A 20,300-nucleotide genomic window follows, 5' to 3' on the forward strand; every position below is an offset into this window, starting at 1 on the left:
CTGTTCGCTATTCGGTTTGCTCCCTCAGTGCCTCGTTCAAGATCGGGCCGACGACGGCGAGAGCGTCGGGTGACGTCATCTGCCAATGCGTGACTGCCACGGCGTGGTTGTGCACCACCCCGGTGACGGCGTTCTCCCATCCGCGGGCCGCCCTCGCGCCGGTGGCATCGTCGGCCGCCGCGGTGAAGAACACAATGTCTCCGTCGAAGCATGCAGGCCGGTACTCCGACATCAACCTCGAGTTTCGGTCCGCCGCCGACTCGAGCCGCCTCACGACCTTCTCGGTGTGTTCTACGGAGTGTCCGGACATTTCGGCCAGCTCTTCGATACCGAACCCACCCAGCAACTCACTCACCGAGACATCCGTGGGCGACCCTTTCTCGACCGCCGTCGCGCCGGAGAAGCTGTCCATCATGGCCAGCAATTCCACACTCTCGCCGGCTGCCTGAATCCGGACCGCCATCGCATGCGCGATGACGCCGCCGAGTGACCAGCCGAGCAGTCGGTACGGCCCGGACGGTCGGATATGGCGGATCTCACGGACGTAGCGGTCCGCAAGTTCGTCGAGAGACTCCGGAAGATAGCTGTCTTCGAGAATCGACGGGCTCTGGATGCCGTAGATCGGCAGATCAGGGTCGAGGTACTGACGTAGACCTGAGTAACACCAGGACAGTCCGACGATCGGATGAATACAAAACAGCGGCGTCGCTTTACCGTCCGCACGGATCGGAAGCAGCGGCCCGAACCCTTCCCCTGCCGTGCCCGTGGCCCCCTTCTCGATCCGAGCGGCCAATGCTTCGACGGCGGGATCGGTGAACAGCCACTGCAACGGAACTGCCGCACTCAGGTCTTGCTTCAATCGGGCGACGATCCTGGGCGCGACCAGGGAATTTCCGCCCAACGCGAAGAAGTCGTCGTCCAGCCCCACCTGTTCGACACCGAGAATGTCGGTGAAGGCCGAGGTGACGATTCGCTCGACGCGCGTCGTCGGCCCCCGGAACTCCCGCTTCGTGAACTCAGGGGCGGGCAATGCGTTCCGATCCAGCTTGCCGCTCGCGGTCAGAGGCAATTCGTCGAGCACCATCAGCACATCCGGCACCATGTACTGGGGCAGCGACCTGCCGGCCGTGGCCCGAACCGATTCCATGTCAACCAACCGACCCCTCGCGGGGACCACGTACCCGACCAGCTGCTGACCGAAGTCGCCGTCGTGCACGATCACAACGGCCTGCGCGATCGACTGCTGTGCCACCAGCGCGGTCTCGATCTCGCCGAGTTCGATACGCAGCCCCCGGACCTTCACTTGAGAGTCCTGCCGACCCAGATACACCAGCTGTCCGCGTGGGTTCCACTTGACCACGTCCCCGGTGCGATAGAGACGCGTCCCTGCTGCCCCGAACGGATCGGCCACGAATCGCTCCGCCGTCAGCCCCTGGCGGCGATGATAGCCGCGAGACAGCTGCACTCCTGCCAGATACAGCTCTCCTTCGACCCCGGCGGGCACAGGGTGGAGACGTCGATCCAAGACCAGTGCGGTGGTGTTCCATACAGGTTCACCAATCGGTACCGATTCCCGCTCGAGTCCGTCGCATCGGTGGGACGTCGCTGTGACCGCATATTCGGTGGGACCGTACTTGTTGTCGAGACGAGCCTTCGACCGCGACGCGCATCGCTCGGACAATTCCACCGGCAGTTCTTCGCCACCGGCAAAAACACACCGCAACGAATCCGGTAGACACGCCTCCGGATCGGCGAGGAGCGCCGCCAGCATCGACGGTACGAACGCGGCCACGGTGACACCGGACTCTTGCATCAGTGACAGCAGATAGTCCGGATCCCGATGCCCGTCTGGACGCGCGACGATCATCCGGGCACCGACGGCCAGCGGAACCAGTAATTCCCACATCGACACGTCGAACGTCACCGGCGTCTTCTGCACCACGACGTCGGAGTCGCCGAACTCGTATTCGGCCGCCAGCCAGGACATTTGGTTGACAATCGCGCGGTGGCTGACCGAAACCCCTTTGGGTCGTCCGGTCGATCCCGATGTAAAGATTACGTACGCCAGATTCTCGGGCCGCGCGGACGTCACGACTTCGGACTCCCCGACCGGCTCGGACGAATACACCGACAAATCCAGGGCGTCGACGTTCAGCACCCGATTTCGGGACGTGTCGAATCCGTCCCGGGAGGTGGACAGGACGCACACGGGTCCTGTGGTTTCCAGGATGTAGTCGTTGCGTGCCGGGGGTTGATCGGGGTCCAACGGCACGAATGCAGCACCCGTTCGGAGCACCGCGTAGATTCCCGTCACCAACTCCAGCGACCGGCGCATCCCCAATGCCACCAACGACTCCGGTCCCACACCCTCGTCGATCAATCTACGAGCCAAGCGGTTCACCCGGGCAGCGAACTCGGCATACGACAGCGACTCGTTGTCGTACACGATTGCCACCGCGTCCGGTGTTCGGGCCACCTGCGCATCGAATCCGTCGAGCAGCAGTCCATCCGGGACGTCGTGTCCTGTGATGTTCCACTCGCGCAGCATCTGATGCCGCTCGTTCTCGTCGACGATCGAGATGTCGCCCACCACCATCATGGGGTCATCCACCACCGCTTCGAGAATTCGCACGAACCGCCCCGCGATCTCGCGCACCGTCGCGGCGTCGAAAACATCCGTCGCGTAGGACAGCCTTCCCACGAATCCACCCCCGCCATCTGCCGACTCACCCACAGTCATCGACAGGTCGAACTGCACCGCTTGCCGATCGACCTCCACCGGCGAGACCGTCAATCCCGGAAGCTCCACCGCCGGCCGACCGAAATTCTGAAACGCCAACATCACCTGGAACAACGGAGAGAACGACTGAGACCGGATCGGATTCAGCCTTTCCACCAATCGCTCGAACGGAACATCCGCCCGGGAGAACGCCGCGAGATCGACATCGCGCATCCGCCTCAGTAGCTCCGCGAACGATTCGTCCGGCTCGTACCGAGTCCGCAACACCAACGTATTGACGAACATGCCCACCAGATCGTCCAACGCCGCATCACCACGGCCCGCGATCGGCGATCCGATCGCGATATCGGTCGCCCCACTCAGCCTCGCCAAGAGCACCGCGAACGCCGCATGCACCACCATGAACGGCGTCGCACCCGCCTCTCGCGCCAGCGACACGAGACTCGCCACCGTCGCCGCCGGCACGGTGAAATCCACGCTGGAACCGAGGCCCGACCGCACCGCCGGGCGTGGCCGGTCGGTAGGTAACGCCAGCGCATCCGGCAGCCCCGACAACGCATCCGCCCAGTACGCGATCTGCTGCGACATCAACGATCCCGGATCGTCCTCCGAACCCAGCACCTCCCGCTGCCACAACGCGTAATCCGCATACTGCACCGGCAACGGCGCCCAGGACGGCTCATGCCCTGCGTGCCGGGCGGCGTATGCCACCAGCACGTCTCGGCCCATCGGCCCGGTCGAGAAACCGTCCGCGCAGATATGGTGCACCACCACCGCCAAGACGTGCTCGGACTTCGACACCCGGTACAGCGCCCCGCGCACCGGAACCGATTCCGTGACCTCGAAGCCCGCCGTAAGCAATGCGGCCACCCGCATCCGCAGCTCTTCCTCGTCCTCGACCGGAATCGGCGTCAGGTCCATCGACACTCGCGGCGCATGCACGATGCTCTGCGTCGGCCCCTGGTCCGAGTCCGGGAACACCGTCCGCAAGGCCTCGTGTCGAGCGAGCACGTCGAGCACCGAAGCCTGTATCGCTGCCACATCCAGTTCACCGGACAGGCGGACCACAAGCGGAATGTTGTATGCCGCCGACGCCGGGTCGAACTGGTTGAGGAACCACATCCGCTGCTGCGCCAACGACAACGGAATCCGCGCCGGCCGCACCCGACGCGTCAACGCCGGCCGCCCACCTTCACCAGCATGCTGCTCGGCCCGCACCGCCAGCGCCGCCACCGTCGACGCCTCGAAGATCACCCGAACCGGCACACGGGTGTCCAGCGCCGCACCCAACCGGGACACCACCTGCGTCGCAACCAGCGAATTACCACCCAACGCAAAGAAATCGTCGTCCAGACCGACCCGCTCGAGCCCCAGCACCTCCGCGAAAATGCCCGCCACGACCTCCTCGACCGGCGTGGTCGGCGCCCGAAACTCCCGAACGACGAACGACGGTGCCGGCAACGCCCGCCGGTCGAGCTTCCCACTGGGATTCAACGGCAACGCGTCAACGACCACCAGCACGTCGGGCACCATGTATCGCGGCAGCGATGTGCGCACCGCCTCGCGTGTCGTCTCGACGTCGACGGTTCGCCCGCTGGTCGGCAGCACATACCCGACCAACTGTTGACCGAAGTCACCGTCGCGCACGACCACGACGGCCTGGTTCACCGATGCGTCTGCCGTCAGCGCGGCCTCGATCTCCCCGAGTTCGATCCGCAGGCCACGTAGCTTCACCTGGAAATCGGTGCGACCCAGGTATTCGAGGTCACCGTTCGAATTCCACCGCACCAGGTCACCCGTGCGGTACAGCCGCTCACCGGAGTCGGCGAAGGGATTGGCGACGAAACGTTCTGCCGTGAGCACCCCGCGGGCGTGATAGCCGCGGGCGAGCTGGATTCCGGCGAGATACAACTCCCCCGGCACGCCGACGGGCACGCGGTGTAGCCGGCGGTCCAGCACGAAGGTGTGGGTGTTCCTTATCGGTCTCCCGATCGGTATCGGACCCGACACACCCCGCAGACAGCGATGCACGGTCGAGGTCACCGTGGCTTCCGTCGGACCGTACGTATTGTCCAGCACCGCCTCGGTGCGCGCGGCGAACCGAGCGGCCGATTCCGAGGGCAGCGCTTCTCCGCCGACCGAGACGTACCGCAGCGACCGCGGCAGCGCGAGCGACGATTCCGCGAGGAACAGTGCGAGCATCGACGGCACGAATTCCAGGATCGTGACGTGCCACCGGTCCGACATCCGCATCAGGTATTCGGGGTCACGATGTCCCCCAGCCGCGGCAATCACCAATCGGGCACCGACCTGTAGTGGATAGAACAACTCCCACACCGACGCGTCGAACGTGATGGGCGTCTTGTGCAACACCGTGTCGCGATCGCCGAGCCCGTAGCGGCTACGCATCCATGCAATCTGGTTGACCACCGAGCGGTGGCTGATCGCGACGCCTTTCGGTCGCCCTGTGGATCCGGACGTGAAGATCGCGTAGGCGAGGTTCTCGGGCCGCAGCGGCGCCAGCCTGGACGCGTCGGTCACCGTCTCCGAGCCGAAGTCCGACAGGTCCAGGATGTCGACTTCGTCGGCTTCCACCGACGCCGGCAGGTCACCACGGTCCCAGGACGTGGTCAGCACCACGTCGGGTTTCGCGGTCGCAATCACGTACGCGTTGCGGTCTGCGGGATGCTCCGGATCCAGCGGCAGGTACCCGGCACCGGCTTTGAGCACGGCGTAAACGCTCACCATCATCTCGAGAGAGCGACTCATGCCCAGTCCCACCAGCGACTCCGGTCCCACCTCTCGTGAAATCAAGTATCGGGCCAGCCGATTCGCGCGAGCATCGAACTCGGCGTAGGTCAACGACTGTTCCTCGAACACCACCGCCACCGCATCCGGCGTCCTGCGTACCTGATCGTCGAAGAGCTGCACCAGGGTCCCGCCCCTGACATCCACGGCTGTGGCATTCCATCGATCCATCGCCGCGCGCTCGTCGACGCTGCGCAATTCGATCTCGCCCACCGGTATGGTCACATCGCGTGTGACCGCCTCGAGGATGGTGACGAGTTGGGTCGCGAATCGGGCGACCGTCGATTCCCGGAACAGGTCGAGCGCATAGACGATTGATCCCTCGACTCCGGTCCGATGCCCCGCGGAATCCGAGGTGTCGGTGAAGTGGATCTCGAGATCGAGTTTCGCACCGACGTAGTCCGTTTCCAGAGGGGCGATCTCCAGGCCCGGCAGAGTTACCCTGGACCGGACGAAATTGTGAACCACCAGCAGTACCTGGAACAGCGCTGAATGGGCCGTGGAGCGCATGGGATTGAGGACTTCCACCAGACGTTCGAGCGGAACGTCGGGGTTGCCGAATGCGGCGAGGTCGACTTCCCGGACCTCGGCCAGAACATCGGCGAACGACATTGCGGGGTCGACGCGGCTGCGCAGCACCAGAGTGTTTCCGAACATCCCGATGAGGTCGTCGAGTGCCGGATCGCCGCGTCCGGCTATCTGTGTGCCGATAGGGATGTCATCGGTTCCGCTCAGGCGGGCCATCAGCACCGCCAACGACGCATGGACGACCATGAAAAAGGTCGAGTTGAATTCTCGTGCACGGTGATCGATACGCTCGGCCAGATCTGAACTCAGGGTGAAGCCGACCTTGGCGCCGCGCGGCGATTGCACTGCCGGACGCGGTTGATCCGTCGGCAACTCCACCATCCCCGGCAGATCTGCCAGAACGTCGGTCCAGTATCGCAGTTGTTCCGAGATCGGCGACGTCGGATCGTCCTGCGCGCCGAGAATCTCCCGCTGCCACAGGGTGTATTCCGCATACTGCACCTCGAGCGGCGACCAGCCCGGCTCGTGCCCCTCACGCCGCGCGGCATACGCCACCACGATGTCGCGCGACATCGGCGCTACCGAGCCGCCGTCGCTGGAAATGTGGTGCACTACCATCGCCAGCACGAACTCGTCATCGTCGAGCTGGAACAGCTTCACGCGCAACGGGACTTCCCGGGCCACGTCGAACCCGCGCCCGACGAAGTCGAGCACGAGGGCATGTGCCTCGTCCGGAGCGACCCGCTCCGGCGTCACACTCAGCGCGAGCGCCGATGTGGGGACGATTACCTGGGACGGCCCGTAGTCCGAGTCCGGGAACGTTGTGCGCAACGCTTCGTGCCGGTCGATCACGTCGACCAATGCGGTCTGCAGCGATTCGATGTCCAGATCACCGGACAGCCTGATTGCCAGAGGAATGTTGAAGGCCGCCGACTCCGGGTCGAACTGGTTGAAGAACCACATCCGCTGCTGCGCCAACGACAACGGAATCCGCGCCGGCCGCACCCGACGCGTCAACGCCGGCCGCCCACCCTCACCAGCATGCTGCTCGGCCCGCACCGCCAGCGCCGCCACCGTCGACGCCTCGAAGATCACCCGAACCGGCACACGGGTGTCCAACGCCGCACCCAACCGGGACACCACCTGCGTCGCAACCAGCGAATTACCACCCAACGCAAAGAAATCGTCGTCCAGACCGACCCGCTCGACCCCCAGCACCTCCGCGAAAATACCCGCCACGACCTCCTCGACCGGCGTAGTCGGCGCCCGAAACTCCCGAACGACGAACGACGGTGCCGGCAACGCCCGCCGGTCGAGCTTCCCACTGGGATTCAACGGCAACGCGTCGAGCACCATCACCTGCGACGGCACCATGTAGTTCGGCAACGTCTCGCCCACCCTGGTACGCAGAACCTGCGGGTCGAGGGCGACGTTGGTATCGGGAACTACGTATCCCAGCAGTTGTTCACCGGTATGGGGATCGTTGCGCAAGACCACGACGGTCTGCGCGACTCCCTCGCATCTGCTCAGCGCTGCCTCGACCTCACCGAGTTCGATCCGCAGACCCCGCAATTGCACCTGTGAGTCGATTCGCCCGACGAAGTCCAGTCGTCCGTCTTTCGTCCACCGCACCAGATCGCCCGTGCGGTACATCAGGTCGCCGGAACCCCCGAAGGGATTGGCCACGAATCGAGCTGCCGTGAGTGCACCGCGGGCGTGATAGCCGCGGGCGAGCCCACGGCCCGACAGATACAGCTCGCCGATCACGCCGACCGGAGACGGATGCAGCCTCGCGTCGAGGACAACCGCTCCGGCGCCCTCGATCGGGGTGCCGATCGTGATTCGTTCCTCCGGAACGAGCGCATCGGTCATGGTGATGATGATGGTGGTCTCTGTGGGACCGTAACTGTTGAAGAACCGACAGGCGGGTGCGAACTTGGCGACCAACTCCGGCGGGCAGACGTCTCCGCCGACGACCACGGCCTGGAGTTCCTCGAGCCCGTCCGGGTCGACGATCCCGAGGGCCGCCGGCGCTGTGATGATGTGGGTGACCCGCTCGACGCGCAGCAATTCCGCGAGCTCGCCGCCACCGATGATCTCGGGTGGAGCGACCACCAAGGTGGCTCCGGCACTGAATCCCGCGATCATCTCGAACACCGATGCATCGAAACTCGACGACGAGAACCTCAGCATTCGCGAGTTGCCGGTCAAATTCAGTTCGAGGCGGGTGTCCGAACAGAACGATGCCAGCCCGGCATGGGTTACAACGACGCCCTTCGGGACCCCGGTCGAACCCGACGTGTAGATCATGTAGGCCGCAGTGGACAACGCCACCGGCGCACCGCGCTCGGCGTCGGTGATCTCTGCCGCCGACAACTCGTCGCACAGATCCTGCACCTCGCCCGCCGTGGGTACCAGCCAGGCAACCTTCCCCGGAAGCGCTGTGGTTTCGGCACCGGTAAGCCCGATGACGGCCCCGGAATCGACCAGCATGTACTCGATCCGCTCGGCCGGCAGTTTCGGATCGACCGGCACGAACCCGCCACCCGCCTTCGCGACCGCCCACACCGAAACAACTGATTCGATGGACCGAGCGAAGGACAACGCGACAAATGTCTCAGGACCGACACCCCGCGATATCAACACTCGGGCCAGTTGGTTCGATCGGGAGTCGAGGTCCGAATACGACATCTCCACGCCACCGCAGGTCAATGCAACACCCGAGGGGTTCGACGCGACGCCGGCCGCCAGAATTTCCGGCAACGTCCGTGGCCCCACCCGTAATGGCTCAGGGGCCGCAGCCGCGAGCACGCGTTGCCGCTCGGCCGGACCCAGCAAGTCGACGTCGCCCACCGGGACGGACGGATTCTCGACGACCGCCTCGAGCACCCGCACAAACCCCTCGGCGATCCCGCGCACTGTCGCAGCATCGAAGATGTCCGCTGCATACGACAGCCTCCCCGCATACCCACCCCCGGCCGCCTCACTCACAGTCATCGAGAGGTCGAACTGCGCAGCCTCCCACTCGACCGCCACCGGTGACACCGTCAAACCCGGAAGCGCCACCCTGGACGGCACGAAATTCTGGAACGCCAACATCACCTGGAACAACGGCGAGAAGGACTGCGATCGTAGTGGATTCAGCTTCTCCACCAACCGCTCGAATGGCACCTCAGCCCTGCCGAACGCCTCGAGGTCCGAATCGCGTACCCGCCCCACCAGCTCCGCGAACGACCGACTCGGCTCACAATCGGCTCTCAGCACCAACGTATTGACGAACATGCCCACCAGATCGTCCAACGCCGCATCACCACGGCCCGCGATCGGCGATCCGATCGCGATGTCGGTAGACCCACTCAACTTCGCCAACAGCACCGCCAACGCCGCATGCACCACCATGAACGGTGTCGCACCCTGCTCACGGGCCAGCGCCGCGAGACGCACCATCGTCGCCGCAGGCACCGCGAAATCGACACTCGCACCCACCCCCGACCGCACCGCCGGACGTGGCCGGTCGAGCGGCAGAGCCAGCACGTCCGGCAGACCCGCGAGCGCATCCGCCCAGTACTCGAGCTCCTGCGACATCAGCGACGTGGGATCGCCCTCGGAGCCGAGAACGTCTCGTTGCCACAGGGTGTAATCCGCATACTGCACTGGCAGCGGGGTCCACGACGGCGCGTCGCCCGCTGTGCGCGTGGAGTACGCGTGCACCAGATCGCGGGCGAGTACCTGGATCGACCACCCGTCGATGCTGATGTGGTGCACCACCATCACCAGCACGTGTTCGTCAGGAGCCTCGCACCGCACCAGTGTCAGAGCGATCGGGATTTGCGTGGTCACGTCGAATCCGTGTGCCACTGCCGCTCGGATCCGTGTGTCCAGAGCATCGGCCGGGACGACGTCGGGCACAACGTCGATCAGATCGCCGGTCGCGGCGTGATCGACCGGCAGCACCAGCTGATACGGGCCGTCCGAGGATTCGGGATAGATCGTGCGCAGCGATTCGTGCCGTTCGAGGATGTCCGCGGCCGCCCGGCGGAGTGCGTCGACGTCGAGGGAGCCGGACAGCCGCAGTGCCGCAGCCACGTTGTAGGCACTCGACGTGGGGTCGAACCGATTGAAGAACCACACTCGGGTCTGAGCCAGGGACAGGGGAAGCCTGTCCGGCCTCGGGCCGGACGCGAGCGCGGGACGCGGTGCCGTACCGGCGTGCGTCCGGTCGACTACCCTGGCCAGAACCCCCACGGTGGGCGCCTCGAACAGCGACCGCACATTCAACTCGGTGCCGAGCTCCGCGTTGATCCGGGCTACCACACGGGTCGCGATGAGGGAGTTGCCCCCGAGGTCGAAGAAATTGTCCGACATACCGATCCGCGGAGCGCCGAGCACGTCCGCGAGAATCTCTGCGAGAACGTACTCGGTCGGGGTGCCGGGCGGGACGAATTGCGCCGAACTCGCGAACTCGGGGACCGGCAGTGCCTTGCGGTCGAGTTTGCCGTTCGCTGTCAACGGCAGTTCCGCGAGCACGACCAGCGCCGACGGCACCATGTACCGGGGCAGCACCGTTGCGGCTGCGTCGAGTAGCGCCCGCTCGTCCGGGGACCTGCCGGGCGCAGGCACCACGTATCCGGCGAGGTAGTCGCCGGTGGACCCGTCGTTGCGGGCCAGTGCCACCGCCTGTGCAACATCTGCGTGCCGGAGCAGCGCCGCCTCGATCTCACCGAGTTCGATGCGCTGGCCGCGAAGCTTGACCTGAAAGTCCGTGCGGCCCAGGTATTCGAGCTGCCCGGTCGGCAGCCACCGAACAAGGTCACCGGTGCGGTACAGCCGACTACCCCCTCGCACAGTTCCGCCGGCCGCGACGGGGTTCGCGACGAACCTGTCCGACGTCAGATCGGACCGGGCCTGGTATCCGCGGGCGAGCTGGACGCCGCCGATATACAACTCCCCCGCTACCCCGACGGGGACGGGACGTAGGCGTCCGTCGAGTACATACGTATGGGTGTTCCAGACCGGCGCTCCGATCGGCACGGTGGACTCGTCCGGCCCGGTCTCGTAGGAGGTCACGTCCACCGCTGCCTCGGTGGGACCGTACAGGTTGTGCAGCTCCGTCCCGCTCACCCGGTGCAGATCCGCCGCCGTCGCAGGCGGCAGCGCCTCACCACTGGTGAACACCCGGCGCAACGAACGGCACCCCTCGACATGCGCCTCCGCCAGGAACACCGCGAGCATCGACGGCACGAAGTGCACCGTGGTCACGGATTCTTCGCGGATCACCCGCTCGAGATAGGCGGGGTCACGGTGCCCGTCCGGCTCGGCGATCACCAGCCGCGCGCCGGTCTGCAACGGCCAGAACAACTCCCATACCGACACGTCGAACGTCGCGGGGGTCTTCTGGAGGACCACGTCGTCGTCGCTCAGCGGGTACCGATGCTGCATCCACAGCAGCCGGTTGACGATACCCTCGTGCGGCACCGCCACCCCCTTGGGTCTGCCCGTGGAGCCGGAGGTGAAGATGACATACGCAAGGCTTCGTGCGTGCAACGGCCCCAGCCGGTCCCGGTCCCGGATGGGGTCATCGGAGAGCGCCGATACATCGAGGGTGTCGAGGTCGAGGGCCGGAACCTCGGCGGGCAGCGTTGCGCGATCCGAGGTGGTGGTGAGAACGACGACCGGACCGGCGGTTGCCACGACGTACGCGATCCGCTCGGCCGGCTGGTCCGGGTCCATCGGAACGTACGCGCCGCCGGCCTTGATCACCGCGTAGATTCCCACCAGCATATCCATCGAGCGTCGCACCGCTACACCCACGAGCGATTCGGGGCCCACACCCCGGCTGATCAGGAACCGCGCCAGTTGATTCGCGCGGGCATCGAACTCTGCGTACGTCGACACCGCCCCCTCGAACACGACGGCGGGGGCGTCGGGCGTGTGAGCCACCTGCGCGTCGAATAGTTCGGCGAGGGTGAGGCGCGGCACCTCGTGTTCCGTTGCATTCCAGGTGTCGACCACCAACTCCCGTTCCTTCGGAACGAAAAGGGCGACGTCGCCGACCGGTGTGTCCGCGTCGCGCGCGATGGTCTCGAGAATACCGATCACGCGCGCCGCGAGTGTCGTGACGGTATCGCGATCGAAAATTTTGTGCTGGTAACGCAGGCTCAGCCGCAGTCGAGGTTCGAGGATCGACAGCAGGGTGATCGGATAGTGCGTGGCGTCACGCGCATCGAGAGCGGTCACTCGCATTCCCGCGATGTCGGTGTCCTCGTCGAATCCGGACTTGTCGACGGGGTACGACTCGAACACCGACAACGTGTCGAACAGGTTGCCCAGACCCAGGCGTGCCTGGATGTCACCGAGTCCGAGGTATTGGTGATCGAGCAGGGAAACTTGCTCACCCTGGAGGCGGGTCAGCAGCTGCGCACACGTCTCGTCCGGGTCCATCCGCACCCGCACGGGCACGGTGTTGATGAAGAGCCCCAGCATGCTCTCGACACCGGCCAGCTGCGGCGGCCGACCCGACACGGTGGCACCGAACACCACGTCTCGACGGGAGAGCAACCGGGACAGCAGTATTCCCCACGCCGCCTGGACCACGGTGTTCATGGTGACTCCACGGCGAGCCACCACCGTGTCGAGCGCACCGATCAGGTCCGCGGGCAGCGCGATGTCGACTTCACCCGGCACGCCGTACTGTTCCGAGGACGCCTGGGGCGCCAGCAGTGTCGGCTCGTCGAGCCCCTCCAGCGCATGCTCCCACGCGCGGAAGGACGCGTCCCTGTCGCAGGTAGCCACCCATTCCAGGTACATGCTGTACGGCCGGGTCTCCGGAAGGGCCGGAGCGTCGTCCGTGGCATAGCGAACCAGTAACTCGCGCACCAGTAGTGGCATCGACCATCCGTCGAGGATGATGTGATGATTCGTCAGGGCCAGCACGTACCGGCCCGGTGCCGTGCGGATCAACAGCAGACGCACCAGCGGGGGGCGGGCAAGGTCGAATCGGGCGACGCGGTCGTCGTCGAGGAGGCGCTCGAGTTCCTCTCCGGCCGCCGACCCGTCCCCGGTCAGATCCACCTCACGCCACGGCACGTCCACGGTGTCGACAACCAACTGCGCCGGGATACCGTGGTCGTCGAACTCGAATGCGGCACGCAGATTGGCGTGGTGTGCGAGAACGCCGGCGGCGGCACGGCGCAACCGCGCGGAGTCGACCGCGCCCTCGAGGTCGATGCGCAGTTGCGCGGTGTAGATGTCCAGCGAATCGGCGGCCAGCGTCGAGTGGAACAGCAGCCCGGACTGCAACGGGGACAGCGACCAGATCTCCCGCAGCCCCGGGTACGAGTGTTCCCAACGCTCGATCCGACTCTGGCTCACCGTGACCAGCTGGCAGTCGGACGGTGTCAGACCACCCGCGACGGGCTGAACAGTGTGAGCGGCAAGACCGTCGAGGGCGCTTCGCCACAGATCCGCGAGGGTTGCGACGTCGGACTCGCGGATCACCCCGGTCGGATACGCGAACGATGCCGTCAACCGGGGTCCCTCGGGGCTGTCGACTACCATCGCGTTGATGTCGATCACCGCGGCCACGGCCATGCCGGATCCGCTCGCTGTATTCAGGTCGGGCGCATCGGGGTCGGGCATCCAGCCGAGATCCTGCAGGTCGCCGAGGTGTTGCACGCCCATGCGGCCCAGGTAGTTGAAACTGATCTGCGGCTCCGGAAGACCCCCGAGAATCGGCCTCGCGCTCTCGTCGAGATGCCGGAGCAATCCGAATCCGACGCCCCGGGCAGGCACCGCGACGAGTTGTTCCTTGACGGTTTTGATCACGACACCGGCAGCGTGTCCACCCTCGAAGGCCCCGCCGAGATCGACGGTCGGCAGATCGAGCCGGACAGGGAAGGCGCTGGTGAACCAACCGACGGTACGTGCAAGATCCGCGCCGGCCACGGCCTCCTCCTCGCGCCCGTGGCCTTCCAACGTCAGCAGCACCGAACGTTCGTCGATCCCGTGCGAGTGTCGCCACTGCACAACCGCCAGCGCCAGCGCCGACAGGAGTCCGTCGTTGACGCCGCAGCCGAACACATCAGGAAGTCGGGCGAGCACCGCATCGGTCACTGCAGAACTCACGTCGATGTGCACCCGCTCGGTAGTGCGCATCGTGTCGATCGTGGGCACGATCGGACGTGTGCCGATCTGTGGGTCAGGGCCGCTGAGAACCTCTCGCCAATAGGGCAATTCGGCTCTGTGCGCTCCTCGATCTGCCGCGTCCTGCAGCCCATTCGCCCAGCGGCGGAACGATGTGCCCACCGGGGCCGGCGCCGGCGTCTGCCCCGCGCCCAGCTGCAGCCACGCCGTGGCGAGGTCCGGCAACAGCACGCGCCACGACACACCGTCCACCACCAGGTGGTGCGCGAGAACCAGCAGTCGACTTGGTGCACCCGCACATTCGGAGACACACCACACCAGCTGAAGCATGATCCCGTGTTCCGGGTCCAGGCGAGCCGCCGCCGCCGCACACTCGGCGCTCACCACGTCGGTGAACGCACGGCTGCCGGGTGCCGCCGCCGTGACGATCCTCGAAATCCGATCGCCGGCCGGCACACTACCGACGGCCGTCGTTTCGAACGCCCAGGCACCGTCCCCGTCGCGGACGAACTTCGAACGCAGAGCATCGTGGTGATCGAGCACCGCCGCGAGCGTCGCGCTCAACCGATCAGGATCGACATCCGAGGGCAAGGTCAGCAGCAATGCCTGGAAGAAGTCGTCGAAGGGGCCCCGCTCGAGCATCGAGCACATGATCGGGGTCGGCGGGGCACGCCCGACGCCGCCGCCCTCGAGCTCCTCGAGGGCGACCGCCGATTCTGCCTCAACCGGGACCGCCACTGCGGCGATTCCGGCGATCGTCTTGTGCTCGAACACGGTCCGCGCACTGAAGCTGAGACCGAACTCCCTGGCTCGGGCGGCGATCTGCATCGCGACGATGCTGTCGCCGCCGAGCGCGAAGAGACTGTCGTCCACACTCACCCGGTCGAGGCCGAGCGCCTCGGCGACGAGACGCGAGAGCTGCTCCTCCGCCGGTGTCGACGCGGCGCGGAACTCGTGTTCAGCTGATCCGAAGTGTGGTTGAGGCAGTTCACTGCGGTCGAGTTTGCCGGCCGCCGTCACCGGCACGTGTTCGAGCCGCATCACCGCCGACGGGATCATGTGGGACGGCACGATTTCGGCGACGCCCTCGACAATCGCGACCGGATCGAATTCACGACCGGTGTCGAGGCGCACGTACGAGACCAGCGCCGTCGTGCCGCCCGCCGTCCGATGAACCACTGTCGCCGCGAAGTTGACGCCGTCCTGGGCGAGCAGTGCCGAGTCGATCTCGCCGAGTTCGATGCGGAAGCCACGAATCTTGACCTGGGTGTCGGACCGGCCGACGAATTCGAGCGTGTAGTGCTTCGCCTCGGCTCCCTGCGATGGCCGCACCCAGCGCACCTCGTCACCGGTTCGGTAGAGGCGAGACCCCGGTTCACCGAAGGCGTTGGCCACGAATCGGTTCGCCGTCAGCCCGTGCCGGTGGTGATAGCCGCGTGCGACTCCGGGGCCGGCGAGGTAGAGCTCACCCACCACCCCGACGGGCACGGCGCGGAGCTTGCGGTCGAGCACCACGACGCTCGCCCCCTGGATCGGCCGGCCGATGGAAATCGGTGCGCCCGGGGTCAGCGGCTCACCCGCGGTGATGATGATGGTCGTCTCGGTCGGCCCGTAACTGTTGGTGAAGCGGCACACCTGGCCGAACCGCTCCACGAGGTCGGGGGTGCATACGTCCCCGCCGACCACCACCGCCTCGAGATGTTCGAGCCCACGCGGATCGACTGTGTTCATCACCGTGGGAGCCGTGACGATGTGGGTCACGTGCTGTTCGCTCAGCAGGTCGACGAGGTCGCTTCCACCGTGCACCTCGGGCGGGGCGACGACCATCATGGCACCGGCGCTGAAGGCCTGGATCATCTCGAATACCGAGGCATCGAAGCTGGCCGACGAGAACCGTAGCATCCGCGATTCGTTGTGAATGCCGAGTTCCGGGCGGGCGCCGGCCGCGAAGTTCGACAGGCCGCTGTGGGTGACGACGACCCCTTTCGGAAGCCCGGTCGATCCCGATGTGTAGATCATGTACGCGGGGTGGTGGACGGACAGCGGGGCGCGGCGATCCACGTCGCCGATCGCCGTGCCCCGCTCGCGGTCACAGCGGGCGCGCACCTCGTCGTCGTCGAGGACGAGCCAGTGAATGCCGTCGGGCAGTGTTGCACGCAGTTCGTGGAGCGTGAGCCCCACCTGTGCGCCCGAATCGGACAGCATGTGCGCGACTCGCTCGGGTGGGAGCTTCGGATCGACGGGCACGAAGGCGGCCCCGGTCTTGGCGACCGCCCAGAACGCGACGAGTGATTCCGCCGACCGGGGAAGACTCAGCACGACGAAGGTTTCCGGCCCGGCCCCCGATTCGATCAGTAATCGCGCCAGTTGATTGGATCGCTGGTCGAGCTCGTGGTAGGTGACCTTCCGTCCCGACGCCCGAATCGCGACTGCGTCCGGTGAGGCGGCAACGCCGGCGGCCAGCAAGTCGGGGAGGAGCCGCTCCGGCTCTGCCCGCGGACCGCGACATGGCACGAGATCCGCGCGTTCGTCGGCGTGCAGCACGGCGAGAGCAGCGATGCGGTCGGTGGCAGCTGACGCGGCGAAGGCGGCAAAGAATTCGAGGAACCGGGCATGGTGACCGCGCAGGTCCTGTTCGGTGTACAGATTCGGGTTGGCCTCGAAGTCGACCTGCGCCACGTCGCCTGCGACACCGGGATAGATGTTCACTGCGAGGTCCTCCACCGGACCGGTGGTCAGCACGTGGAGCCGGCCGATCGACGGACCGAGCCGAATCTCGTCGTGGAACATCATGATGTTGATCGACGGCCCGAAAAAGCCGCGACGACCACCCAGAACGCCCGCATCACGTCGTATGTCCTCGTGCCGGTACCTCTGGTGACGTAGCGCTCCGGTCAGCGCCAGTTGCGTACATCTCATCAAGTCGACGGACGTCGTTTCGTCTCCGACCGAGAGTCGGATCGGAAGGACGTTGGAGATCATGCCGCCCGAGCGGCGCAACCGGGCGGTGGTGCGTGCCGAGACCGGCAAGCTCAGCACCACGTCGTCCTGGCCGGTCAGGCGGGACAGGAATGCTGCGACGGCGGCCACGGCGGCTGTCGCGAACGTCGCCCCGGGTTCCCGGTCGGTCAGACCCTGCAGTGCGGCTGTCGTAGCGGCGGACAGCGGTGCGCTGCTCACCAGCGACGGCGCGCCGATCTCGGCCGCTCGCCCTGCGAGGCTGATCGTCGGGGGAAGATTGCGGCTGCGCTCGGCCCAGTACTTGCGGTCCGTCTCGAACCGGCTCGAGGTGCGGTAGCGCGCCTCTTCTTCGACGACCTCCCGCAATCCACTCGCGGTGAACTCGGCCGGCGGGCGACCCTCGACCGCCGCGGTGTACAGCTCCGCGGCGCGGGACATGAACGTCATGGCGCCGAAGCCGTCGAGGGCGATGTGGTGAATTCGCGAGTACCAGAAGTAGCAGTCGTCGGCGACGCGCAACATTGCCGAGCGGATCAGCCGATCGTGGAGGAGATCGATCGGGTTGCTGTATTCGGCGCGCATCCACGCGTGAGCCGCGGCCCGCGGATCAGGGTCGGAACGGAAGTCGAGATGCGTCATCTCGAAGCAGAGCGACTCGTCGACCGTCTGGAGCGGCTCACCGTCCCACTCGACGATTCGGAGCAGTCCGGTACCGAGTTCCCGGAGGGCGGCGGGTCCGATACGTGCGAGCAGGCCGATGTCGAGATCAGCGATACCGACCTCGACGTACTGAGCGATGACGATCGGAACGTCGCCCAGCAGGTGCTGGGCGAACCACATTCCACGTTGAGCGGCGGAGAGTGGGAACAGCTCGGACGGCGGCACGACATTCGTTATCACGGTGTCCGAAACCGGATTCGTATCGAGATCGTCCAGCGATGACACCCTCGGCCCTCGGCAATCCATATATCGACACTGAAGCGCGCGAAGGGAGCACCCATTTCACTCAGCTGCGGCTATCGACTCCTCTCTTCGACGCTACCCGCGGCCCAGCCGCCCACGCGATAGCCAGCTCCGTTCATACCGCGCGGTCTCTATCTCGGCGATCAGCGAAGAGCACAACAAGTGGTTTGTTTTGTGCATCACAAACTTCGGATTCCGAGTGGACGGTCAGCCGTTGGGCGGCCGCCAGAGTTCGAGTCGCGGAATGTCCGGTGGCTCGAAACCCAGTACCTGGCCGTAGAAGGACAGTTCGGCGTTACGCGAGCTGATGAGAGTGGCCAGCTTCCGGAATCCGTGCGACTCCCCCTCGTACTCGAGGTAGGCGTGCGGGATGCCCTTCTCCACGAGCGCATCCCGGAACCGTTCCGCCTGCGACGGCGGCACGATCGGATCGTCGAGCCCCTGCAGGAGCAGAACCGGGCAGTTCAGTCCGCCAACGTTGTTCAGCGGTGCACGTTCGGCGTAGAGGTCGGCCGCCTCGGGTAGCGGGCCGATGAGGCCGTCGATGTACCGGGACTCGAAGTCGTGTGTCTCCTTCACGAACCCGTCGAGTTCGGCCACCCCGAAGTAGGACGCACCGCACGCGAACACGTCCGACGTGGTCAGCGCCGCGAGCACGGTCCACCCACCGGCGGATCCGCCCTCGATCGCCAGCCGGCCGGGGTCCGCCATGCCTGCCTCGGCGAGGCCGGTCACCGCCGTCACCACGTCCTCGACGTCGACGACCCCCCACTGTCCCCGCAACCGGTTGCGATACTCGCGACCGTATCCCGTGGAACCGCCGTAGTTCACGTCGACGACGCCGATGCCGCGGCTGGTGAAGAACGCGAACACGGGATTCAGCGAAGGCGCGACCCGCGATGTGGGTCCGCCGTGCACGAACGCCACATACGGCGGCAATTCCCCGTCCCCGCCCCGGTACCGCGGGTGACGCGGCGGGTAGGCGATCACGTGGACTTCGCGTTCGGCGCCCTGGAACGTCAACTGCCGGGCCTCGGGGAGATATGCCGCCTCGGGAAGTTCGGTCACGGACAGCCGGACCGTGCGGAGTGCGCCGGTGTCGAGGTCGAGTTCACGCAGGCCCGACGGGGTCTGGGCGCCGCCGGTGAGCAGCAGGATCCGGTTGCCGTTGCGGTCACCGAGGCCGACGCTGGTGAGCCCGTCCAGGGGGATGTCCACGAGCGAACCGGTCGCGGGATCGAGGACGGCGAGGGTGTCGGTTCCGAACGTCCTCACGGTCAGGAGCGTGCCGTCGTCGCGGCGGGTGTGCCAGCGGCCGCCGAGCATCCACAGCGCGCCGCCGAAGTCGGCGTCCATCGGGCACAACGCGACCGGGTCGGGATCGTCGATGCCGACGCGGTAGAGATTCCACCAGCCGCTGCGGTCGCTGATCGTGTACAGCTCGGTGGGACCGACCCATTCCGGTTGCAGCACCGATTCCTCGGGGCCGCCGAGAAGTGTCCGCACCTTCCCGGTCACGCGGCCGCCCTCGACCGCCACGACCCTGAGCTCGGTGCCGTCCCACGGCATCTGGGGGTGGTCCCACGCGATCCAGGCGAGGTGCCTGCGATCCGGGGACAGCCGCGGATTGGCCAGGAAGTCGGAGCCGGCGACGACGGACCGCACTCGATGCGGATCGTTCGCCGCCGACCCGTCCAGCGGAATCACGCAGATGTCGCGGGAGACGCCGCCGTCCGTGTCGTGCGTCTCGCGCACGGCCCACACCTCGCCGTCGATCACCGACAGGTCGCCGTACCGCAGCGAGCAGGGTTGCGGCGGTTCCGGTGTCAGCGGGACCGGCGTCCCGCCTTCCAGCAGGTACAGGCGCTGATCGCTGAACTCGGAGAACACCAGGCGGCCGGCGTCGGTGACGGTCCAGGCGCCGCCGCCGTACTCGTGAACCCTGGTGCGGGCGTTCCACGGCGCGGGCAGGACATCTTCCGGTTCGTCGTCCAGACCGAGGCGCCGCACCGCGACCCGCCCACCTTCGCTGGGTCGCAGTTCCGACCACCACACGTCGTCGCCCACGTACCGGCCGCCCTCCACGGGGTGGCCGCTGGAGGCGAGATCCGCCGCCGCGATCGGGGAGGGCCAGGAACCGTAAGGCGCAGAGGTCATC

Annotated in this window: 2 protein-coding genes; both read right to left on the minus strand. The window is 66.3% G+C overall.

Annotated elements, in window-relative coordinates; all coding sequences use genetic code 11:
* Positions 1–7: 7 nt before the first annotated feature.
* Positions 8–18,064 (minus strand): non-ribosomal peptide synthase/polyketide synthase, encoded by an 18,057-nt coding sequence (locus WKC72_RS33320; protein ID WP_370180898.1) that lies wholly within the window; start codon positions 18,062–18,064, stop codon positions 8–10.
* A gap of 285 nt (positions 18,065–18,349) precedes the next feature.
* Entirely contained in the window at positions 18,350–20,299 is a 1,950-nt protein-coding gene (locus tag WKC72_RS33325) for a prolyl oligopeptidase family serine peptidase (protein ID WP_037243477.1), read from the minus strand.
* Position 20,300: the final 1 nt, after the last annotated feature.

Source organism: Rhodococcus wratislaviensis (assembly GCF_041228765.1).
Lineage (GTDB): Bacteria > Actinomycetota > Actinomycetes > Mycobacteriales > Mycobacteriaceae > Rhodococcus_F > Rhodococcus_F wratislaviensis.

What these genes read in the sequence shown, in the direction of transcription:
- WKC72_RS33325 (WP_037243477.1), bottom strand. Translation starts at nt 20,299, where the DNA reads ATGACCTCTGCGCCTTACGGTTCCTGGCCCTCCCCGATCGCGGCGGCG.